The sequence below is a fragment of the Catellatospora sp. NPDC049609 genome (assembly GCF_040675365.1).
GTDB lineage: Bacteria > Actinomycetota > Actinomycetes > Mycobacteriales > Micromonosporaceae > Catellatospora.
Window position 1 is genome coordinate 30,009 of sequence record NZ_JBFAOU010000042.1, and the last position, 21,271, is coordinate 51,279.

Annotated in this window: 17 protein-coding genes; 15 read left to right on the forward strand and 2 right to left on the reverse strand. The window is 72.0% G+C overall.

Translation table 11 applies throughout. The annotated features are described in order from the left end of the window. Window positions 1-191 precede the first annotated feature (191 nt). From AB0J67_RS14655 to AB0J67_RS14700, 10 genes are all read left to right on the forward strand, one after another. The gene (locus tag AB0J67_RS14655) at window positions 192-1,169 is read left to right on the forward strand and encodes an ABC transporter permease subunit (RefSeq protein WP_363481632.1); all 978 of its coding nucleotides are present in this window, start codon (window positions 192-194) and stop codon (window positions 1,167-1,169) included. After that, window positions 1,166-2,068: a carbohydrate ABC transporter permease gene (locus AB0J67_RS14660; protein WP_363481635.1), complete on the forward strand. Its 903-nt coding sequence runs from the start codon at window positions 1,166-1,168 to the stop codon at window positions 2,066-2,068. The genes AB0J67_RS14655 and AB0J67_RS14660 overlap by 4 nt, the downstream gene beginning before the upstream one ends. 53 nt (window positions 2,069-2,121) lie before the next feature. Beyond that, window positions 2,122-3,750, forward strand: a complete 1,629-nt coding sequence (locus tag AB0J67_RS14665; protein WP_363481638.1) for an extracellular solute-binding protein — start codon at window positions 2,122-2,124, stop codon at window positions 3,748-3,750. A 76-nt stretch (window positions 3,751-3,826) separates the two neighbouring features. Next, window positions 3,827-5,344, forward strand: a complete 1,518-nt coding sequence (locus tag AB0J67_RS14670; protein WP_363481640.1) for a xylan 1,4-beta-xylosidase — start codon at window positions 3,827-3,829, stop codon at window positions 5,342-5,344. After that, window positions 5,341-6,024 carry a DUF624 domain-containing protein gene (locus AB0J67_RS14675; RefSeq protein ID WP_363481643.1) on the forward strand — a complete coding sequence of 228 codons (684 nt, stop codon included), beginning with the start codon at window positions 5,341-5,343 and terminating at the stop codon, window positions 6,022-6,024. The genes AB0J67_RS14670 and AB0J67_RS14675 overlap by 4 nt, the downstream gene beginning before the upstream one ends. 46 nt (window positions 6,025-6,070) lie before the next feature. Next, window positions 6,071-7,297 (forward strand): D-mannonate dehydratase ManD, encoded by a 1,227-nt coding sequence (gene manD, locus AB0J67_RS14680; protein ID WP_363481646.1) that lies wholly within the window; start codon window positions 6,071-6,073, stop codon window positions 7,295-7,297. Then, window positions 7,287-9,308 carry an alpha-glucuronidase gene (locus AB0J67_RS14685; protein ID WP_363481649.1) on the forward strand — a complete coding sequence of 674 codons (2,022 nt, stop codon included), beginning with the start codon at window positions 7,287-7,289 and terminating at the stop codon, window positions 9,306-9,308. Before manD ends, AB0J67_RS14685 begins: the two co-directional genes overlap by 11 nt. 94 nt (window positions 9,309-9,402) lie before the next feature. Then, complete coding sequence (locus AB0J67_RS14690; protein ID WP_363481652.1) at window positions 9,403-10,809, forward strand: hypothetical protein; 1,407 nt, start codon at window positions 9,403-9,405, stop codon at window positions 10,807-10,809. Window positions 10,810-11,210: 401 nt separating this feature from the next. Continuing rightward, the gene (locus AB0J67_RS14695; RefSeq protein WP_363481655.1) at window positions 11,211-12,041 is read left to right on the forward strand and encodes a TIGR03619 family F420-dependent LLM class oxidoreductase; all 831 of its coding nucleotides are present in this window, start codon (window positions 11,211-11,213) and stop codon (window positions 12,039-12,041) included. Continuing rightward, the gene (locus AB0J67_RS14700; RefSeq protein WP_363481658.1) at window positions 12,038-12,472 is read left to right on the forward strand and encodes a TIGR03668 family PPOX class F420-dependent oxidoreductase; all 435 of its coding nucleotides are present in this window, start codon (window positions 12,038-12,040) and stop codon (window positions 12,470-12,472) included. The genes AB0J67_RS14695 and AB0J67_RS14700 overlap by 4 nt, the downstream gene beginning before the upstream one ends. Here the strand turns inward: AB0J67_RS14700 and AB0J67_RS14705 are convergent. Continuing rightward, complete coding sequence (locus AB0J67_RS14705; protein ID WP_363481661.1) at window positions 12,444-13,082, reverse strand: hypothetical protein; 639 nt, start codon at window positions 13,080-13,082, stop codon at window positions 12,444-12,446. The two genes, AB0J67_RS14700 and AB0J67_RS14705, sit on opposite strands and share 29 nt — an antisense overlap. A gap of 169 nt (window positions 13,083-13,251) precedes the next feature. Continuing rightward, window positions 13,252-13,968, reverse strand: a complete 717-nt coding sequence (locus AB0J67_RS14710; RefSeq protein ID WP_363481663.1) for a hypothetical protein — start codon at window positions 13,966-13,968, stop codon at window positions 13,252-13,254. An 88-nt stretch (window positions 13,969-14,056) separates the two neighbouring features. Between AB0J67_RS14710 and AB0J67_RS14715 the strand changes: the two genes are divergently transcribed. From AB0J67_RS14715 to AB0J67_RS14735, 5 genes are all read left to right on the forward strand, one after another. Continuing rightward, window positions 14,057-15,121 carry an alanine racemase gene (locus AB0J67_RS14715; protein ID WP_363481666.1) on the forward strand — a complete coding sequence of 355 codons (1,065 nt, stop codon included), beginning with the start codon at window positions 14,057-14,059 and terminating at the stop codon, window positions 15,119-15,121. A gap of 219 nt (window positions 15,122-15,340) precedes the next feature. Continuing rightward, complete coding sequence (locus AB0J67_RS14720) at window positions 15,341-17,290, forward strand: diguanylate cyclase (RefSeq protein WP_363481669.1); 1,950 nt, start codon at window positions 15,341-15,343, stop codon at window positions 17,288-17,290. A 378-nt stretch (window positions 17,291-17,668) separates the two neighbouring features. Next, window positions 17,669-19,303 (forward strand): ribulokinase, encoded by a 1,635-nt coding sequence (araB, locus tag AB0J67_RS14725; protein WP_363481672.1) that lies wholly within the window; start codon window positions 17,669-17,671, stop codon window positions 19,301-19,303. 67 nt (window positions 19,304-19,370) lie between these two features. Next, a complete protein-coding gene (locus tag AB0J67_RS14730; RefSeq protein WP_363481674.1) occupies window positions 19,371-20,045 on the forward strand; it encodes an L-ribulose-5-phosphate 4-epimerase in 675 nt (224 codons plus the stop codon). A 124-nt stretch (window positions 20,046-20,169) separates the two neighbouring features. Beyond that, window positions 20,170-21,171, forward strand: coding sequence for an ABC transporter substrate-binding protein (locus tag AB0J67_RS14735; RefSeq protein WP_363481677.1), 1,002 nt, complete (start codon window positions 20,170-20,172; stop codon window positions 21,169-21,171). Window positions 21,172-21,271 lie beyond the last annotated feature (100 nt).

Consider the following 21,271-nt stretch of genomic DNA (forward strand, 5'->3'; position numbering starts at 1 on the left):
GGATGGCAGTTGAGAAGCCTTGACATCGTTGGGAATGCCGCTTAAGTTGCCCGGCACGGATACCGCAATGTTTCCGGAAGTTTCAGGGGTCGTGGCGGCTTGAGGTCGTGACACGACGGTGCCGCCGTGCCACACCGACCGAGAGGACGCCATGGACAGCCCCGCCGAAGCGAGACCTCGCAGGTGACCCGATGAGCGTCACCGGCATGATCGACCCGCCGCGGCAGGCACCGGCACTGCCCCGACCGTCCCCGCCGACCCGGCGCCGGCGCACCTGGCGGCAGGCGGTGCGCCGCGACTGGCAGCTGTACTCGCTGGCCGTGCTGCCGCTGCTGTTCTTCCTGGTCTTCCGCTACCTGCCGATGCTCGGCAACGTGATCGCGTTTCGGAAGTTCCAGCCCGGAGGCAACGTCTTCGGCGAGTACTGGGTCGGCCTGCGCTACGTGCAGATGTTCCTCGACGACCCGACGTTCTGGGGCGTGTTCACCAACACCCTGGTGCTGGGCGCGCTCACGCTGGTGTTCTGCTTCCCGCTGCCGATCGTGCTCGCGCTGCTGTTCAACGAGATGAGCAGCCGCCGGCTGAAGCGGATCGTGCAGTCGGTGTCCTACCTGCCGCACTTCCTGTCGATCGTGATCGTGGCGGGCATGGTGATGCAGCTGCTGTCGGTCGACGGCACCGTCAACCAGCTCGTGCGGGCCTTCGGCGGCGAGGCGGTGCCGTTCCTGCAGCGGCCCGAGTGGTTCCGCACCGTCTACGTCTCCTCCGAGGTGTGGCAGACCGTCGGCTGGGGCACGATCCTCTACCTCGCCGCGCTGACCACCATCGACGACAACCTGTACGAGGCGGCGCGCATCGACGGCGCCGGGCGGTGGCGCCAGATCTGGCACGTCACCCTGCCCGGCATCCGGCCGACCATGGTCACCCTGCTCATCCTCAACATCGGCACCTTCATGGCGGTCGGGTTCGAGAAGATCCTGCTGCTGTACAACCCGCTGACCTACCCGACCGCCGACGTCATCTCGACGTACCTGTTCCGGATGGGCGTGCTGTCCAACAGCTTCAGCTACGCCGCGGCGATCGGCCTGTTCGAGGCGCTCATCGGGCTCACGCTGGTGCTGTCGGCCAACGCCATCGCCCGCCGCACGGTGGGGACGAGCCTGTGGTGACCGTCGCGCACAAGCCGGTGCGCCCGCGCCGGGCCAAGCCGAGCCGGGGCCGCCGCGTCTTCCAGGTCTGCAACGCGATCGTGCTGACGGCCGTCGTCGTGGTCACGCTGTATCCGTTCCTCAACATCGTGGCGCGCTCGCTGTCCGACGAGAACGCCATCCGCTCCGGGCAGGTCAGCCTGTTCCCGCGCGGGTTCAACGTGGAGACGTACCGGCTGGTCATGTCGGACGCGATGTTCTGGACCAACTACCGCAACACGGTGGTGTACACAGTGGTCGCCACGGCCGTGGCGATCGTGCTGACCACCTGCTACGCGTACGTGCTGTCGAAGCCGCAGCTACGCGGGCGCGGCGTGCTGGTCGGCATCGCGGTGTTCACCATGTTCTTCTCCGGCGGCCTCATCCCGCACTACGTGCTGATCACCAGCCTCGGCCTGAAGAACTCGGTCTGGGCGATCGCGCTGCCCAACGCGATCAGCGTGTTCAACCTGCTGGTCATGAAGGCGTTCTTCGAGAGCCTGCCGGTCGAGTTGGAGGAGGCCGCCTCCGTCGACGGCCTGAACACCTACGGGATGCTGTGGCGCATCGTGATCCCGCTGTCCAAGGCGGTGATCGCCACGATGGTGCTGTTCTACGCGGTCTCCTTCTGGAACTCCTGGTTCTCGGCCTTCCTCTACATGGACCGATCGGAGCTGTTCCCGGTCACGGTGTACCTGCGCAACCTCATCGCCGGGGCCACCGGCGGCACGTCGGTCGGCGCGAGCACCGAGAACCTGCAGGTCGCCGCCAACATCCAGTCGGTCACGATCGTGCTCACCGTCGTGCCGATCCTGCTGGTCTACCCCTTCGTCCAGCGCTACTTCGTCTCCGGCGTGACGCTCGGGGCGGTCAAGGGATGACCAGGAACGCAGTGCAAGGTGCTCCACCCACCCACCTCGAAAGGGACAGCGCGATGACAGCACCCTCCCGCCGGCGGGTGGCGGCATTCGCCGCCGGCCTGCTGGCTTTGACCCTGGCCGCGTGCAGCGGCGAGGAGCCCGAGAACAACGACCTCGCGGGCAACCGCGTCGGCGCCATGTCCGACTACGCCGTCGGCAAGCAGTTCAAGGCCACCGAGCCGATCAGCTTCTCGATGCTCTACAACAACCACCCGAACTACCCGATCAAGAAGGAGTGGCTGTTCTGGTCGGAGCTGACCAACCGGACCGGGGTCACCCTGGAGTCGACCGTGGTGCCGCTCAGCGACTACGAGCAGAAGCGCAGCCTTATGATCGGCGCGGGTGACGCGCCGCTGATCATCCCGAAGACCTATCCGGGCCAGGAGACCCCGTTCGTGGCCTCGGGCGCGATCCTGCCGGTCAGCGACTACGTCGACCTGATGCCGAACTTCAAGGACAAGGTCGCCAAGTGGAAGCTGGAGGGCGACCTCAACACGATCCGCCAGCAGGACGGCAAGTACTACGTGCTGCCCGGCATGCACCAGGACGTGTGGAAGGACTACTCCATCGCCGTGCGCACCGACATCCTCGCCGAGGTCGGCCAGCCCGTCCCCAAGACCTGGGACGAGGTGTACACGATGCTCAAGGCGATGAAGGCCAAGTACCCCAACGTCTACCCGTTCTCGGACCGGTGGCACAAGCCCACTCCGGGTGGCGCGCTGTTCAACGTGCTCGGTGAGGCCTTCGGCACGCACGGCGGCTGGGGCTACCACAACGACCAGTGGGACCCGGCCGCGAAGAAGTTCGTCTTCACCGGCGCCACCGACCAGTACCGGCAGATGGTGACCTACCTCAACAAGCTGGTGAAGGAGGGCCTGCTCGACCCGGAGAGCTTCACCCAGGACGACGACCAGGCCCGCCAGAAGCTCGCCACCGGCAAGTCCTTCGTGATCAGTGCCAACGCGCAGACCCTGGTCAACGACTACCGGCCCGACCTGTCGAAGAACCCGAAGGCCACCATCACGAAGATTCCGGTGCCGGTGGGCCCGGCCGGTGAGATCAAGACCGGCCTGCGCCTGGAGAACGGCGTCATGATCTCCAAGAAGGCCCGCGACAGCAAGAACTTCGTCGCGATGATGCAGTTCATCGACTGGCTGTGGTACTCCGACGAGGGCCAGGAGTTCGCCAAGTGGGGCGTGCCCGGCACCACCTACAACAAGGACGGGTCGGGCAAGTTCACGCTCGCGGCCGACGTCGACTACGTCAAGCTGAACCCGAGCGGCACCAAGCACCTGCAGAAGGACTTCGGCTTCGGCAACGGCGTGTTCGCCTACGGCGGGCGCACCGAGCTGCTGCAGTCCACCTTCTCCGCCGAGGAGCTGGAGTTCCAGAAGGTGATGGCTACCCGGCAGACCCTGCCCGTGCCGCCGCCGCACCCGTTCGAGGACGCCGAGCAGGAGCAGGCCACCCTGTACGACACGCCGCTGAAGGACTACGTCGGCCAGATGACGCTGAAGTTCATCCTCGGCCAGCGGGACCTGTCCGAGTGGGACGCCTACGTCGCCGAGCTCAAGGGCAAGAACATGGACGCCTACCTCGAGCTGGTGAACAAGGCCTACGACCGCTACGCCGCCAAGAGCTGACGCGGTAACCAGCCGGCCCGGTCCGGCCGCGCCCGATCGACGCGGCCGGACCGGCCCCGTGAGCAGAGGAACACCCATGCGCATCGCCGTCCCCGACCGACCCCTCGGACAGCTGTCCGGCGCCTGGCGCGAGTGCGTCGGCACCGGGCGCTTCGACCTCGCGCTGCGCCGCGACTACCAGGACTCCCTCGCCCTGGTCCAGGCCGAGATCGGCTTCCGGCACATCCGCGGCCACGGCCTGCTCAGCGACGGCGTCGGCGTGCACCGGCCGTACGAGCACGACGGCGCCCGCCACACCCGCTACGCGTTCACCTACGTCGACCAGGTGGTCGACGCCTACCTCGCGCTCGGCGTCCGCCCCTTCCTGGAGCTGGGGTTCATGCCCTCCGGGCTGGCCAGCGGCGAGCAGACGGTGTTCTGGTGGCGGGGCAACGTCACCCCGCCCTCCTCCCACACCGAGTGGGCCCGGCTGATCCGGGCGACCCTGACCCACCTCGTCGACCGGTACGGCATCGACGAGGTGCGCACCTGGCCGATCGAGGTGTGGAACGAACCCAACCTCTCCGACTTCTGGCAGGACGCCGACCAGGACGCCTACCACCGCCTTTACGAGGTCACCGCGTACGCGGTCAAGGACGTCGACGCCGGGCTCCAGGTCGGCGGGCCGGCGATCTCTCCAGGCGCCGACGCGTGGCTGACCGCGTTCGCCGAGTTCACGACCGGGCGCGGGGTGCCCGTCGACTTCGTCAGCAAGCACGCGTACACCTCCGGCCCGGCCCAGCACGTGCCGTTCGGCGTACACCAGACGCTGCAGCCGCCGCGGGCGCTGCTGGAGCAGTTCGGCACGCCGCGGCGGCTGCTCGCGGGCACCGGGCTAGCCGGGCTGCCCGTGCACATCACCGAGTTCAACACCTCCTACCGCCCGGACAACCCGATCCACGACACGGCGTTGCAGGCCGCCTACCTCGCCCCGGTCGTCGCCGCCGGGGAAGAGCTGGCCGACTCGTTCTCGTACTGGACGTTCTGCGACGTGTTCGAGGAGACGGGCATCCCGACGTCGCTGTTCCACGGCGGGTTCGGGCTGCTCACGCACCGGCAGATCAAGAAACCCGCCTATCACGTGTACGCCTTCCTGGCCCGCATGGGCGAGCACGTCCTCGCCCGCGGCGAGGACCACCTGGTCACCCGCGACGGCACCGGCCGCGTCACCGTGCTCGCCTGGGCCCCGGTCGACGTCACCGGCGGCACCCCGGTCGACGGCCACCGGCTCAGCCTGTCCCTGCCCCTCGGCACACCTGCCACGACCTCGGCATATGCCGCCCGCGCGTCCGTCGGTGAGGAGGCCGGCAACGCCTACACCGCCTGGTGCGAGATGGGGCGCCCGCGCTCGCCGCGCCCCCGCGACCTCGACGCGCTGCGCGAGGCCGCCGAACCGGCCCGCAGCCACCGCGCGCTGCCGGTCGAGGCCGGCCGGGTCGCGCTCGACCTGACCCTCGGCGTACACGAGGTCACCCTCATCGAGCTCACCCCGGTCGTGGACGAGACGCCGCCGTGGTGGGACGAGCGCCGCCTGCTCGGCCTGGAGGCGCGATGAGCGGGATCGAGGTGGGGCGCTTCGGCACCGGGGTGCTGTCGCGGGCCGCGGCGATGGTGTACACGCTGCTGGTGGTCGAGCTGCTGCTGCTGGTCACCACGCTGCCGGGCCTGGCCGCGCTGGTGCTGCTGGACCGTGACGCGAGCAACGTGCCGCTGGCGGTGGCGTGCGCGCTGCCGCTGGGCCCGGCCCTGTCGGCGGCCCTCTACACCCTGCACCACCATCGCGCCGACCTCGCCGACCTGCATCCGGCGGCCGCGTTCTGGCGCGGCTACCGGGCCAACCTCGGCGCGGTGCTGCGGATCTGGGCGCCGCTGCTGGCGTGGCTCGCGGTCGTCGCGGTCAACCTCACCCACCTGGACGCGGCGGGCCTGCCGCGCTGGTGGGCCGGGCCGCTGGTCGCCGTCGCGGCCGGTGCGTCGCTGTGGGGCATGAACGCGCTGGTGATCGCGTCACTGTTCCGGTTCGGCACCCGCGACACCGTGCGGCTGGCGGCGTACTTCCTCGTCCGCGCCCGCGGCGTGGCGCTGGGCGGCCTGTGCCTGCTCGTCGTCGCCGCGGGCGTCACCGTGCTGGCCTCCGAGGCGGTGCTGGCGCTGGCCGGATCGCTGCTGGCGTGGCTGCTGCTGCGCAACCACCGACCGATGGTCGCCGAGATCCGGCAGGAGTTCACCGCATGACGCTCCCCGCCACTTCGAAAATCCGCTACGAGGAAAGGCGCCGACCTTGAAGATCTCCTCTGCGGACGTCATCGTCACCAGTCCGGATCGCAACTTCGTCACCCTGAAGATCACCACCGACGAGGGGGTGACCGGGCTGGGCGATGCCACCCTCAACGGGCGGGAGCTGGCCGTCGCGTCCTACCTGCGCGACCACGTCGTGCCGCTGCTGCTCGGCCGCGACCCGCACCGCATCGAGGACACCTGGCAGTTCCTCTACCGCTCGGCGTACTGGCGGCGCGGCCCGGTCACCATGAGCGCCATCGCCGCCGTCGACGTGGCCCTGTGGGACATCAAGGCCAAGCTCGCCGGGATGCCGCTGTACCAGCTGCTCGGCGGCGCCAGCCGGCACGGCGCGCTCGCCTACGGGCACGCCTCCGGCCGCGACGTCCCGCAGCTGCTCGACTCCGTCCGCGAGCACCTGGAGCTGGGCTTCCGCGCCATCCGCATCCAGACCGCCGTGCCGGGCCTGAACAAGGTGTACGGTGTGGCCGCCCAGCCCGGCGTCGACGGCCGCTACGACTACGAACCCGCCCAGCGCACCCCGCTGCCCGTCGAGGAGGACTGGGACACCCGCGCCTACCTGCGCCACCTGCCCGGGGTGTTCGAGGCGGTGCGCAACGAGTTCGGCCCGGCGCTGCCGCTGCTGCACGACGGCCACCACCGGATGACCCCGATCCAGGCCGCCCGGCTCGGCCGCGACCTGGAGCCGTACGACCTGTTCTGGCTGGAGGACTGCACCCCGGCCGAGAACCAGGAGGCGCTGCGGCTGGTCCGCTCGCACACCGTCACGCCGCTGGCCATCGGCGAGGTCTTCAACACCGTCTGGGACTACCAGACGCTCATCCGCGAACAGCTCATCGACTACGTGCGCTCCGCGGTCACGCACACCGGCGGCATCACCGCGCTGCGCAAGGTGCTCGACTTCGCCGCGCAGTACCAGATCAAGTCCGGGATCCACGGGCCCACCGACATCTCGCCGGTCGGCATGGCCGCCGCGCTGCACCTCGACCTGGCCATCCACAACTTCGGCATCCAGGAGTACATGCGGCACGGCCCGCGCACCGCGGAGGTGTTCCGGCAGTCGTTCACGTTCACCGACGGGCTGCTGCACCCCGGCGACCAGCCCGGCCTCGGCGTGGAGCTGGACGAGCAGGCAGCCGCCCGGTTCCCGTACGTACCCGCCTACCTGCCCTACAGCCGCCTGCACGACGGGACCGTCCATGACTGGTGACACGCACGTCCACCCCGCCTGGCTGCCCGACGCCGCGTTCGCGGCGCTGGGCTCCCGCCGGACCCTCGTCATCGGCGAGGGCCTGCTCGTCGACACGGTCGTCCGCGAGCTCGAAGCCGCCTGCGCCCGCCACGGCGGCGCCGTCCATCACCGCGAGGACCCGCCGCATCCGCACGAGTTCGACCTGATCATGGCGGTGCACTCGGCAGCGGGAGCGCTCGCCGCGCAGGCACCGGGCGACCTCGGCACCGAGGGGTACGCCGTGGCCCGCAGCGACGGCACCACCCTCGTGCTCGCCGCCGCGCCCGCCGGGCTGCTGCACGGGCTGTTCCATCTGGTCCGCGCGGGCGAGGCCGCGTTCGCCGACGCGCACCCGCCGGCCGTGCACCGGCCCGCCCTGGCGCGGCGGATGCTCGACCACTGGGACAACATCGACGTGCACCCGGTGATGGGGCACGTCGAGCGCGGCTATGCCGGGGGCTCGATCTTCTGGCAGGGCGGCGGGCTCACCCGCGACCTCGACCGGGTCGCCCGGTACGCGCGGCTGCTGGCCGCCTGCGGCGTCAACGCGGTCACCGTCAACAACGTCAACGTGCACGCCACCGAGGCGACGCTGCTCACCGACCGGCTCGCCGACGTCGCCACGCTGGCCGATGTGCTGCGGCCGTACGGCATCACCACGCACCTGTCGGTGAGCTTCGCCGCGCCGCGCACGGTCGGCGGGCTGCCCACCGCCGACCCGCTCGACCTGGCGGTGCGGGACTGGTGGGCGCGGACCACCCGCCGCGTGTACGAGGCGATCCCCGACTTCGGCGGATACGTCGTCAAGGCCGACTCCGAGGGGCAGCCCGGCCCGTCCGGGTACGGCCGCAGCCACGCCGACGGCGCCAACACCCTGGCCGAGGCGCTCGCCCCGCACGGGGGAGTGGTGCACTGGCGCGCGTTCGTCTACGACCACCGCCAGGACTGGCGCGACCGGGGCACCGACCGGGCGCGTGCCGCGTACGACCACTTCGCGCCGCTCGACGGGCAGTTCGACGACAACGTCATCCTGCAGGTCAAGTACGGCCCGATCGACTTCCAGCCGCGCGAGCCGGTCTCCCCGGTCATCGCGGCGATGCCGCACACCCGCCTCGCCGTCGAGCTGCAGGTGACCCAGGAGTACACCGGCCAGCAGCGGCACGTCTGCTACCTCGCCCCGCTGTGGCGGGAGGTGCTCGACTTCGCGCCCTGGGGCGACGAGCCGCCCACCGTCGCCGACGTCGTGGCGAGATCGGGCGGCCTGGTCGCGGTGTCCAACGTGGGCGACGACGCCTACTGGACCGGCCACCCGCTGGCGCAGGCCAACCTGTACGCCTTCGGCCGGCTGGCCTGGGACCCCGGCGCCGATCCCGCCGCCGTGCTCGACGAGTGGATCGGCCTGACCTTCCCCGCGGCGGGCGGCGACGGCACGTTGCGGCGGATCCTGCACGACCTCATGGACGACTCCTGGTCGGTGTACGAGCAGTACACCGCGCCGCTCGGCATCGGGTTCATGGTCCGTCCCGGCACCCACTACGGTCCGGACGTCGACGGGTACGAGTACACCCCGTGGGGGACGTACCACTTCGCCGACCGGGACGGCATCGGCGTGGACCGCAGCCGCGCGACCGGCACCGGGTTCGCCGGGCAGTACCCGCCGCACTGGGCGTACGTATACGAGTCACCCCGGACCTGCCCCGACGAGCTGCTGTTGTTCTTCCACCACGTCGGCTACGGGCACGTCCTGCACAGCGGGGAGACCGTCATCCAGCACATCTACGACACCCACTTCGCCGGGGCGGAGCGCACGGTCGCGATGCGGCGACGCTGGGCGGACGCGGCCGGGTTGGTCGACGACGACCTGCACGCGCGGGTCAGCGAGCGCCTCGACGAGCAGGTGCGCAGCGCCGCCGAGTGGCGCGATCAGGTCAACACCTACTTCCTGCGCAAGTCCGGCGTCCCCGACGCCTACGGCAGGACCATCCACTGACGAGCGGGGCGCCGCCGCTCACCCGCGTGGGGGAGCGGCCGGCTCGCTCGCGTCGGCGATGTGCCCTGACCGTCGTTTTTCGAGGATCGTACGCATGAAGAGGATGCTCACCGTCACGATCACCGCGGCCCTGCTGGCAGTCGCCCCGTCGCCCGCGCACGCCGCCGACGACGTCTACACCCCACCGGCGGGCCTGAGCGCCGCCGACATCACGTTCGCCAACGGCGCCACCATCCTGCACGGCTCGGTGCTGCGCCGGGCGGATCTCGACCCCGCGGTCCGCCACCCGGCGATCGTGCTGGTGCACGGCTCGGGTCCGGGCAGCCGGGTCGACCTCGGCCAGGAGGCGGAGGTGTTCGCGCGGGCCGGCCTGGTGACGATGATCTACGACAAGCGCTCGGACTACACGAAGACCCACCGCGACTACTCGGCCCTGGCCGACGACGCGCTGGCCGGGGTGCGTGCCGTCGCGGCGCTGCCGGACGTCGACCCGGCGAAGGCCGGGCTGTGGGGGCTCAGCGAGGGCGGCTGGGTGGCGCCGCTGGCCGCCTCGCGGTCGTCGGACGTGAAGTTCTTGATCACCATCGGGGCGCCGGGCCTGCCGCCGGCGCGTACCCAGGCCTGGAACCTGGTCAACCGGATCACCCGGGCCGGGGTGGCCGCCTCCACGGTCGAGGCGATCGTCGCCACGGGCATGGGGCTGGCCATCGCGACCGACGGGTTCCCGCAGGCCGCGTACGACCCCGTGCCGGCGCTGCGGGCGGTCCGCCAGCCGGTGCTGGCGATCTGGGGCGAGCTGGACACGCAGGTGCCGCCGCGGGAGAGCGCGGAGGTCTTCCGCCGCGAGCTGACCGCCAGCCCCAGCGTGACCGTCCGGATCCTGCCCCACGGCGCGCACGCGGGCCGGGTCACCACCGACGGCTACGACCGGGTCGGCGGCCCGACCATCGGCGGGTTCGTGATGGGCGAGCTGCTGCCCGGCTACGGCGCGGCGATGACCGACTGGCTCGCGGCGGTGATCGGCGGGACCCTGCCCGCTTCGGGCGGAGACGAGCTGCCCGCGCAGGCCACCACGAGCCGCCCGGTCGGTGCGGTGTCCGCGCTGTGGTGGGCCACGCTGGCGCTGCTCCTGGCGCTGCTGCTGAGCTGGCCGGGGTGGGCGCTGGTGCGGCGGCTGCGCGGCCGCCGGGGCCGGCCCGCGGGTGCGGTCGCGGCGCGCTGGCTGGTCGCGACCGGACTGGTGGGGGTGCTCGGCGGCATCGCGTACGCCATCATGACCGTCGCCACCTCGGGCAAGCAGATCAGCGGGGATGTCTTCGGGCAGCCGCTGGTGTGGCTGCTGCTGCGGGCCGTCACCGTCACGGCGCTGGTCTGCACGGCGCTGCTGGTGCCCGCGCTGCGCACCGCGGCCGGCGCAGACCGGACCCGGCTTTCTGTCGTGGCCGCGGGCGGCGTGCTGGTGCTTCCCTTCGCCTTCTCCCTCGGCCTGCTGCTGCCCTGAGCGGTGCGGCTCCCGCAGCGCGGCCCCGACAGCTCGGTCCGGCGGGGCAGGGCGGTGCGGTCCCGGCGGGACAGGGCGGTGCGGTCTTGGCGGGACCCGGCCTCCCACCAGCGGCCCAGCGCGGGCCTGACAGCGCGGTCCCGACGGGGCGGACCTGACAGTATGCCGCGCGCTTCTGCCGGGCCTGTCGCCGGTTACGAGTGGGCTCTCGACAGGTGATGTCTGCTGCGGCCGACAACTTCTGGGTTGTCCCGACAACCCCGAAGTTGTCGGCTCCGGGCGTAGTGGTGTCCCGGCGGAGCACGGGCGACCGGGGTCGCCACCGGTCCTTCGTCACGGAACATCCTGATAAAACGGACATGACTGCATATGCTGGGCGACGACGCGTGAGGGGGCTGGCCATGGAGTTCGGCGTCGGATACTTCCCGACCCACGACGGCATGAACCCGGGCGAGGTGGCCCGGCTCGTGGAGGACCGCGGCCAGAACGCCCTGTTCTTCGCCGAGCACAGCCACATCCCGGCCAGCCGCGAGTCGCCGTACCCGTTCGGCGAGATGCCGCCCAAGTACTGGCACTGCTACGACCTGTTCGTGGCGCTGAGCGCGGCCGCCGCCGCGACCTCCCGGCTGCGTATCGGCAGCGGCATCTGCCTGGTCATCCAGCGCGACCCGATCCATACCGCCAAGGCGGTGGCCAGCATCGACCACATGTCCGGCGGGCGGTTCGAGTTCGGGGTCGGCGCCGGCTGGAACCGCGAGGAGATGCGCAACCACGGCACCGACCCGAAGGTGCGCATGGCGGTGCTGGCCGAGCGTGTCGAGGCGATGAAGGAGATCTGGGCGCGCCACGAGGCCAGCTACTCCGGCAGGTACGTCGACTTCGACCGGATCTGGTCCTACCCGAAGCCTGCGCAGTGGCCGCACCCGCCGATCCTGGTCGGCGGCACCGGCCCCACGGTGCTCGACCGGGTGCTCGCCTTCGGCGACGGGTGGCTGCCCAACTGGGGCGAGGACGCCGCCGTGCTGGACCGGGTCAAGCAGCTGCGGTCCAGTGCCGAGCGGCCGGTGCAGGTGCAGATGCTGGCCGTGCCCGCCGACCCGGCCGTGCTGGAGAAGCTCGCGAATGCGGGGATCCGCCGGGCGATGCACTGGCTGCCCTCCGGGCCCGAGGGCGTGGTGCAGCGGGCGCTCGACGAGTGGGAGACCGCCGTCGGCACCTTCACCAAGGGGTGAGCGCCGCCCGCGACCGGTTCGCCGCGGTGCGGGTGGCCCGGCTCGCCACGGCCGACCCGGCGGGCGTCCCGCACCTGGTGCCCGTGGTGTTCGCGGTCGACGGTGACACCGTCTACACGGCGGTCGACCGCAAGCCCAAGCGCACCCGCGCGCTGCGGCGGCTGGCGAACATCGCCGCCAACCCGCGTGTCTGCCTGCTCGCCGACCACTACGAGGAGGACTGGTCCCGGCTGTGGTGGGTGCGCGCCGACGGCACCGCCCGGGTGCTGGACGTGTCCGAGCCGGAGGCCGCGACCGCGCTGGCCCTGCTCGCCGCCCGCTACCGGCAGTACGCGCAGCCGCCGCCGGGCCCCGTGATCGCCGTGGACGTGACCCGCTGGACGGCGTGGTCCGGCGCCGGGTTCACAGCGGGGCCTGCACGCACTCCGTGAGCACCCGCAGCACCGCGGGCGCGAAGTCGGCCGGCGGCCGGTCCTGGAACAGGTCGGGCTCGGCGACGAACTCGGCCCGCGACCGGAAGCCCAGCGCGACGACCCAGCCCGCGTGCCCCGTCCACACCGAGCCGGCATCGACGCCCTGGAAGCGCAGCACCCCCCACAGCCCGTGCGTGGTCACGAAGAACTGCGGCGAGTACGCGTTGAACAGGTGCCGGCGCCACATCACGAACGCCGGCTCCACGTGTACCGCGACAGTGCTCGCCAGCAGCGCGTAGGCCCGGCTGTCCCAGCCCGCCGGCCCCGGCACGGGCACGTGCGCCCCCGCCGGCCGGCTCCACCGCGCGCGGTGCCGCCGCCGCTCGCCCAGCGCCGTGTGTATCCGCGCGGCCCGCGACATCGCCGCCCACAGCCGCGGCCCGTGCGCCGCGTGCACCTCCTCCAGAAACCGGTGCACATACCGGTTGACCCGATGACCGAGCGCATACGCGGCATCGCGCTCCACCTCCGACGACCACTGCCCCCGCCGGCGCGCGCCCGCCACCGCCACCGCCCGCTCAGCCGCGCTGCGCCGCATCGCCGCATCCCAGTCCTCGTCCGGCGTCATCCCGCTCACCCCCTCCCGCCGAGCACCCTCCTCAACGACTCCCCACCCCCCGACGCCACGCCACCCACCCTCAAGATCGCGACGATCTTGCGCGAAGCGTTAGGGATATGCCCAAAGTAGGCGTGTCGTCCCCACGGTTCACGCAAGATCGTCGCGATCTGGAGCTGTACTAGCGGCGGTTCACGGTGAGGGTGGAGACGCCGGCGGCGGCGTCGATGTCGTAGCGGTGTTCGGCGGTGTCCCAGCCGGGTGGGGCGAAGACGGTGCCGCCCGCGATGCCGGAGCGGCGTACGCCGTCGACGGTGACCGTGGCGGCGCCGCCGCCCGCGGTGACCCGGACCGGGACCTGCTGGGGCACCCCGACCAGGAACGTGTTCGCGCCGCCGGCCATGCGCACGGTGACCGCGCCGTCCGGCTGCGGCAGGATCGCCTCGATGCGGCTCGACCCGGCCGCGAAGTCCAGCGCCGACACCCGCCCGGCGCCCAGGTCGACCAGGGTCTCGGTGCTGCCGCCGGAGAACCGCAGGTCCCAGCGGACCCGCTGGTCGAGCAGGACCTCCACCGCGGCGGGCCCGGTGTCGCCGGTCTCGTCCAGGTGCAGCTCGTAGCGGCCGCCCGACTCGACCACGTCGGGCACGAGCCGCGAGTGCTCCGGCGTGCTGATGCGGAAGAGGTCCTCACCGAGGTCCACGGCCCGTACGGTCACCGTGGTGGCGCCGCTGACCACGACCAGCGCCGCCGCGTCCCGGTCGCCGCGCGCGGCCGTGGCGAGGTGGCCGCGCTCGGCGCGCTCGCCGTGGTCGGGGTCGCGGTCGCCGTGCCAGGGGGCGCACCCGGCGAGCAGCGTGAGGGCGGTCAGTCCGATCAGGAGGGGACGTGTTCTCATGGCTGCCGACTACCCACCGCCTCAGCAGCGGTAACGATCCGACGCCGAGCGCGTGCGCGGGCGGCGGGCCGGATGGCAGCATGGCGGGATGGATCAGCTGCCCACGCCGTACCTGTCGGTCGATGTCGACGTCCTGGACCGCAACCTCGCCCGGATGGCGGCCTTCGCCGCCGCGCGCGGGGTCGCGCTGCGCCCGCACGCCAAGACGCACAAGTGCCTGCAGATCGCGCGGCGGCAGCTCGACGCCGGAGCGGTCGGGCTGACCGCGGCGACGGTCGCCGAGGCGGAGGTGTTCTCGGCCGGGGGCTGCACCGACCTGTTCATCGCGTACCCGCTGTGGATCGACCAGGCCAAGGGCGCCCGGCTGCGCGCGGTCGCCGAGCGCGCGACGGTGGCCGTCGGCGTCGACTCCGCCGACGGCGCGCAGGCCCTGGCCCGGCATGCGGGTGACGGCATCGAGGTGCTCGTGGAGGTGGACAGCGGCCACCACCGCAGCGGCGTGCAGCCCGCCGAGGCCGGGACGGTCGCGCTGGCGGCCGCGCGGGCCGGGCTGCGGGTGCGCGGGGTGTTCACCTTCCCCGGCCACGGGTACGCCGCGATCGGCGCGGGTCACGACGTCGCCGCGCAGGAGTCGGCGGCCCTGCACGCGGCGGCTGCCGCGGTGCGCGCGGCCGGGCTGGACGTGGCGGTGGTCAGCGGCGGGTCCACCCCGACCGCGCGGTACACCGACACCGCCGCGCTCGGCGAGATCCGGCCCGGCGTGTACGCCCTCGGCGACGCGCAGCAGTGGGAGTTGGGCAGCTGCGAGCGCGAGGACGTCGCGCTGACCGCCGTCGCGACCGTGGTCAGCCGCGCGGCCGGGCACGTCATCCTCGACGCGGGCGGCAAGGCGCTCGGCGCCGACCGCGCGGCGTGGAACACCGGCCACGGCCGCCTGCCCGACCTGCCCGAGGCGCGGCTCACCGCCCAGTCCGAGCATCACACGACGGTCGTGGTGCCCGCCGGCGTGCCGCTGCCCGAGCTCGGTTCGCGGGTGCGCGTCATGCCCAACCACGTGTGCGCGGCGGTGAACCTCGCCGACGAGCTGGTGGCCGTCTCCGGCGGGCGGGTCGTCGAGGTGTGGCCGGTCGCCGCCCGCGGCGCGAACACCTGACCGGGGTCAGCTCAGCGGCCGGCCGACAGGCCCAGCGGGAGTCGGTGACACGGCCGGCGGGCGAGGGCTTTGAGCGCGGCACCGAACGCCGGGGCCTGCCGGTGTCTTACGGCACCCGTTCGACCAGTAATCCTGTTTCATATGATTCGCCACATTTGGACCGTCTTATTACCTGGGGCATCCTGGGGACAGAGGCTGCTCCGATCAGAGGCGGTGCATATGTCCGCAGATGTGAGCGCCGGCGCGGCCGTCATCGACGAGGACGTGGGCGCACGCCGACGCGCCCCGCGCTGGGCGTGGCTCGGCTACGTCGGCGTGTCGCTGTTGCTACTCGCGGCCTACCTGGTCGCGGCAGGCCACAGCCTCGCCCAGGCGATCATCTTCAGCTGCTCCAACGTGGCCGCCGTGGTGGCGATCCTGGTCGGGATCCGGCTGCACCGGCCCAGCTGCCGCGGCGCGTGGTACCTGCTCGCCGCCGGGCAGGCCACCTACCTGGCGGGCAACGTCCTCTGGTATGTCGCGGCCGCCGCCGAGGGCCGGGCGACCAGCTTCCCGTCACCGGCCACGGAGATCTTCCTGCTCTCCTACCTGTTCAACGCGCTCGCGCTGCTACGGCTCATCCGTGCCAGACGCGCCGGCGGGGACTGGTCGGCGCTGCTCGACGCGCTCATCGTGACCGTCGCGTTCAGCAGCGCCGCCTTCGTGCTCGTCGTCGCCCCCTCGCTCGGCGCGTCGCAGCTGTCCGGCTACGGCCAGCTGCTCGCCGGGGTGTACCCGTTCCTCGACATGATCTTCCTGATGCTGGCGACCCGCCTGTTCTTCGGCGCGGGCAGCGCTCGCGGCTCGCTGGCGCTGCTGGCCGCCTGGGCCGCCGCGCTGCTGTTCGCCGACACCGTCTACGGCGTGCAGCAGGTCCGGGGTGTCGGCGAGGACGGTGACGGGCCGTTCGTCGGTTACCTGGTGTCGTTCCTGCTGGTGGGTGCCGCCGCGCTGCACCCGACGATGCGGCAGGTCGCCTCGCAGCGCGAGCAGCCCCGCGCCGCCGGCCGGATCAGGCTGGTCGCGCTCGCCCTGTGCGGCCTGCTGGTGCCGGCGCTGGTGGTGGATTCGGTGCGCGACGGGCAGCGCATCGAGCCGATCGTGCTCGCGTGCGCCTCGGCGGTCATGTTCATCCTGCTCATGCTGCGGGTCGGCGACCTGCTGACGAAGATCGTCGCAGCGGGCCGCCGGGAGCACGGCCGCCTCCAGCAGTTCCTGGAGGCCATCCCGGTGGGCGTGGACGTGCGCGACGCGGACACCGGGGAGCCCGTCTACGTCAACCGGGTCGCCGGGCGCATCCTGGGCTACGACCCCAGCCGGGTCGCCGCGCCGGAGGCGCTGCCCCACCTCTACACCAGCGGCACCACCGAGCGCTTCCCGCCGGAGCGGTTCCCGCTGGCCCGTGCGCGGCAGGGCCACGTGGCCAGCGTCGACGACATGGAGGTGGAGCTGGGCGAGCAGCGCCGCCAGCTGCGGGTGGTGGCGACGCCGATCCGCGACGGCGAGCGCATCCGGTACGTCCTGACGGCCTTCGCCGACATCACCTCCGAGCGGCAGATGGCCGAGGAGCTGCGCCAGCTGTCCGTCATCGACGAGCTGACCGGCGTCAACAACCGCCGGGGCTTCCTGATCGCGGCCCGCACCGAGCTGGCGCGGGCGCGCAGGACCCGCCGCTCCTGCGTGCTGCTGTTCATCGACCTCGACGGGCTCAAACGGATCAACGACAACTTCGGTCACGGCGCCGGCGACGACGCCCTGCGCTGCACGGCGACCCTGCTGCGGGCCAACATCCGCCGCCGCGACGTGCTGGGGCGGGTCGGCGGCGACGAGTTCTGCGTGCTGCTGGCCGAGGCGGACCCGCGTAACGACGTCGAGGTGTGGGCGCGCCGGCTGCGCGAGCAGGTCGCCCGGCACAACGCCACCACCGACGAGCCCTACCGGCTCGCGGTCACGGTGGGCGCCACGGCGTTCGACCACGACACGCCCGGCACCATCGAGGACCTGATGGAGCGTGCCGACGCGGCCATGTACCAGGCCAGGCAGCAGGTGAACGGCCGGGACCCCGAAGGGCCTGTCCGGATCCTGGGCCGCGCGCCGGCCAACGGGCAGCGCGAGACCGCCGGTCCGTGAACAGATGCGCGCACGCGTTCGGGACGGGCGGGGGTGTCGCTCTCACCGCATGAAGTGCCACCCCCGCCCGCCGTCTGACCCGCCGGCGCGTCCTCCGGAATGGACGCACTGCGGGGTACCCGGCAGCGTGCTCTCGCCTGCCGCCGGTACACCATGGACCGCTTGCGGTGCCCGTAAGTGTTAGCGCGAACATAGTCGCGCGTCAAGCTTCCGCCGCATGCCACCTTGGCGGCCCAGGTCGGGCAGTCGCAGCACAAACCTGTTCACCAGTGACGACGCTGTGCTGTCCGGATTGCACGCGCGTTACGAAAACGAGTCTTGACGGTCCGGAATGTTAGCGCTAACACTATGGGCCAACAGTCACCGCGGAGGTTTGTGATGAGCGACCGGTACGTCGTCGGCGTCGACTACGGCACGCTGTCGGGCCGGGCCCTGGTGGTCCGGGTGAGCGACGGCGCCGAGGTCGGCACGGCCGTGCACGAGTACCGCCACGCGGTCATGGACACCGTGCTCGCCGCGACCGGCGCCCCGCTGCCGCCGGACTGGGCGCTGCAGGACCCGGACGACTACCGCGACGTGCTGCGGCACGCGGTGCCCGCGGCGCTGGCCGACAGCGGCGTGCCGGCCGAGCACGTGATCGGGATCGGCATCGACTTCACCGCCTGCACCGTGCTGCCGACGCTGGCCGACGGCACGCCCCTGTGCGAGCTGCCCGAGCTGCGCGAGCGCCCGCACGCGTGGGTCAAGCTGTGGAAGCACCACGCCGCGCAGCCGCACGCCGACCGGGTCAACCGGGTGGCCGCCGAGCGCGGCGAGCCGTGGCTCGGCCGCTACGGCGGCAAGATCTCCGCCGAGTGGCAGTTCGCCAAGGGACTGCAGCTGCTGGAGGAGGACCCGCAGGTCTACGCCCGCGCCGAGCGCTTCATCGAGGCGGCGGACTGGATCGTGTGGCAGCTGTGCGGGGTGGAGACGCGCAACGTCTGCACCGCCGGCTACAAGGGCATCCTGCAGGACGGGGCGTACCCGTCGGCCGACTACCTGGCCGCGCTGAACCCGAACTTCATCGGGTTCACGGCCAAGCTGGACGGACCGCTGGCCGCGCTGGGGGAGCGGGCGGGCTCGCTGACCGCGCAGGCCGCGGCGTGGACCGGGCTCCCGGAGGGCATCGCGGTCGCGGTCGGCAACGTCGACGCGCACGTGACCGCCGCCGCGGCGCAGGCCCTCGAGCCGGGCCGGCTGGTCGCCATCATGGGCACCTCCACCTGCCACGTCGTCAACGGCACCGTCCCGGCCGAGGTGGCCGGCATGTGCGGCGTGGTCGAGGGCGGCATCAGCGCCGGGGCCTGGGGTTACGAGGCCGGGCAGAGCGGCGTCGGCGACATCTTCGGGTGGTACGTCGAGCACGCCGCGCCCGCGGGCTACGCCTCGCACGAGGTCCTGTCGCAGCACGCCGCCGCGCAGCCGGTCGGCGCGCACGGCCTGATCGCGCTGGACTGGTGGAACGGCAACCGCTCGCTGCTGGTCAACCACGACCTGTCCGGCCTGATCGTCGGCCTGACCCTGGCCACCCGCCCGCCGGACGTGTACCGGGCGCTGCTGGAGTCCACGGCGTACGGCACCCGCATGATCATCGAGGCGTTCGCCGGGGCCGGCGTCCCGGTCGAAGAGATCGTCGTGGCGGGCGGGCTGACCTCGAACACGCTGCTGATGCAGATCTACGCCGACGTCACCGACCGGCCGCTGAGCATCATCGGCTCGGCGCAGGGCCCGGCGCTCGGCTCGGCGATCCACGCCGCGGTGGCCGCGGGGGCGTACCCGGACGTGCACAAGGCATCCGACGCGATGGGACGCGTGCACCGGGGCGTCTACCAGCCCGATCCGGAGCGGGCGCGCGCCTACGACGCCCTCTACGCGCAGTACCGGCTGCTGCACGACCACTTCGGCCGCGGCGGCGACGACGTCATGCTCCGCCTGCGCGCCATCCGCAACGCGGCCCGGGGGGAGCAGGCGTGAGCGAGCGCAGCGAGCGAACCGTGTCGTCGTGCACGCATGCCGTCGACGAGCGCAGCGAGGAGCAGGCGTGAGCGACATCCAGCAGATCCGGGAGAGCGTCGCCGCGCTGCACGCCGAGCTGACCCGCTACGGCCTGGTCGCCTGGACCGCCGGCAACGTGTCGGCCCGGGTGCCAGGCAAGGACCTGATGGTCATCAAGCCGAGCGGGGTGTCCTACGACGACCTCAGCCCGGCCAACATGATCGTGTGCGACCTGCACGGCGACGTGGTCGAGGGGGACCTGTCGCCGTCGTCCGACACCGCCGCGCACGCCTACGTCTACCGGGCCATGCCCGAGGTCGGCGGGGTCGTGCACACGCATAGCGGCTACGCCACCGCGTGGGCCGCGCGGGGCGAGCCGATCCCGTGCCACCTCACGGCGCAGGCCGACGAGTTCGGCGGGGAGATCCCGATCGGGCCGTTCGCGCTCATCGGCGGCGACGACATCGGCAAGGGCATCGTCGCGACGCTGGCGGGGCACCGCTCGCCGGCCGTGCTGATGCGCAACCACGGTGTGTTCACCATCGGCCGCGACGCCCGCGCGGCGGTCAAGGCCGCGGTGATGTGCGAGGACGTCGCCCGCACCGCGCACCTGGCGCGGATGCTGGGCGAACCCGTGCCGATGCCCGCGGCGGCGATCGACGCGCTGCACCACCGCTACCAGAACGTCTACGGCCAGGTCGCACCTCCGCCCGCGCCGTAGCGGCACCACCGCTCCACAGCCGCCGAGCCCGGCGGCGCACCACCCTCACCGCGCGCACCACCGATCCACCGTTCCGCCCGGTAGGGGGCGGTACGTGACTGCACCCACCCTTCAAGGAGATCGCATGTTCACCTTGGGCAAGCAGATGAAGCGACGCGCCGCTGTAGCGGTGCTCGCCGCGAGCCTGGTCGCGGGCGGCCTGGCCGGCTGCGGCAACAGCGACACCGGCGGCGAGCCCGCCGACGACGGGAAGATCACTCTGGGCTTCTCGCAGGTCGGCGCGGAGTCCGGCTGGCGTACCGCGAACACCAACTCCATCAAGGAGGCGGCTGCCGAGGCCGGCATCGAGCTGAAGTTCGACGACGCGCAGCAGAAGCAGGAGAACCAGATCAAGGCCATCCGCAACTTCATCCAGCAGAAGGTCGACGTGATCGCCTTCTCGCCGGTGGTGGAGTCCGGCTGGGACACCGTGCTCAAGGAGGCCAAGGACGCGGGCATCCCGGTCATCCTGACCGACCGCTCCGTGGACTCGGCCGACAAGTCGCTGTACAAGACGTTCATCGGCTCGGACTTCGTCAAGGAGGGCAAGCTCTCCGGCGAGTGGCTGGTCAACGAGACCAAGTCGGCCACCGGCACGATCAACATCGTCGAGCTGCAGGGCACGACCGGTTCGGCGCCGGCCAACGACCGCAAGAAGGGCTTTGCCGAGGCGATCGCCGCCAACCCGAACCTGAAGATCATCGCGTCGCAGACCGGTGACTTCACCCGGGCCGGCGGCAAGGCCGTCATGGACCAGTTCCTCAAGGCCAACCCGAAGATCGACGTGCTGTTCGCGCACAACGACGACATGGGTCTGGGCGCGCTCGAGGCGATCACCGCGGCGGGCAAGGTGCCCGGCAAGGACATCAAGATCATCACCATCGACGCGGTGAAGGACGGCATGCAGGCCCTCGCCGACGGCAAGTTCAACTTCATCGCCGAGTGCAGCCCGCTGCTCGGGCCCCAGCTGATGGACCTGGTCAAGAAGGTCAAGGCGGGCGAGACCGTCCCGACCCGCATCGAGACCCAGGAGACCACCTTCACGCCGGAGCAGGCCAAGGCCGCGCTGCCGACCCGCAAGTACTGACACCACTGACGTGGGGCCGCCGCGAGGCAGGACGCGGCGGCCCCTCTGGTCAGCGTGCAGGCGTGGGGGCTGCTGTGGGGTGTGCTCAGCACCGGGTTCA

Coding starts and splice junctions, on each gene's coding strand:
- AB0J67_RS14695 (WP_363481655.1), top strand. CDS start 11,211: ATGGAGTTCGGCGTCGGATACTTCCCGACCCACGACGGCATGAACCCG.
- AB0J67_RS14675 (WP_363481643.1), top strand. CDS start 5,341: ATGAGCGGGATCGAGGTGGGGCGCTTCGGCACCGGGGTGCTGTCGCGG.
- AB0J67_RS14665 (WP_363481638.1), top strand. CDS start 2,122: ATGACAGCACCCTCCCGCCGGCGGGTGGCGGCATTCGCCGCCGGCCTG.
- AB0J67_RS14715 (WP_363481666.1), top strand. CDS start 14,057: ATGGATCAGCTGCCCACGCCGTACCTGTCGGTCGATGTCGACGTCCTG.
- AB0J67_RS14670 (WP_363481640.1), top strand. CDS start 3,827: ATGCGCATCGCCGTCCCCGACCGACCCCTCGGACAGCTGTCCGGCGCC.
- AB0J67_RS14735 (WP_363481677.1), top strand. CDS start 20,170: ATGTTCACCTTGGGCAAGCAGATGAAGCGACGCGCCGCTGTAGCGGTG.
- AB0J67_RS14690 (WP_363481652.1), top strand. CDS start 9,403: ATGAAGAGGATGCTCACCGTCACGATCACCGCGGCCCTGCTGGCAGTC.
- AB0J67_RS14705 (WP_363481661.1), bottom strand. CDS start 13,082: ATGACGCCGGACGAGGACTGGGATGCGGCGATGCGGCGCAGCGCGGCT.
- AB0J67_RS14710 (WP_363481663.1), bottom strand. CDS start 13,968: ATGAGAACACGTCCCCTCCTGATCGGACTGACCGCCCTCACGCTGCTC.
- AB0J67_RS14685 (WP_363481649.1), top strand. CDS start 7,287: ATGACTGGTGACACGCACGTCCACCCCGCCTGGCTGCCCGACGCCGCG.
- AB0J67_RS14655 (WP_363481632.1), top strand. CDS start 192: ATGAGCGTCACCGGCATGATCGACCCGCCGCGGCAGGCACCGGCACTG.
- araB (WP_363481672.1), top strand. CDS start 17,669: ATGAGCGACCGGTACGTCGTCGGCGTCGACTACGGCACGCTGTCGGGC.
- AB0J67_RS14720 (WP_363481669.1), top strand. CDS start 15,341: ATGTCCGCAGATGTGAGCGCCGGCGCGGCCGTCATCGACGAGGACGTG.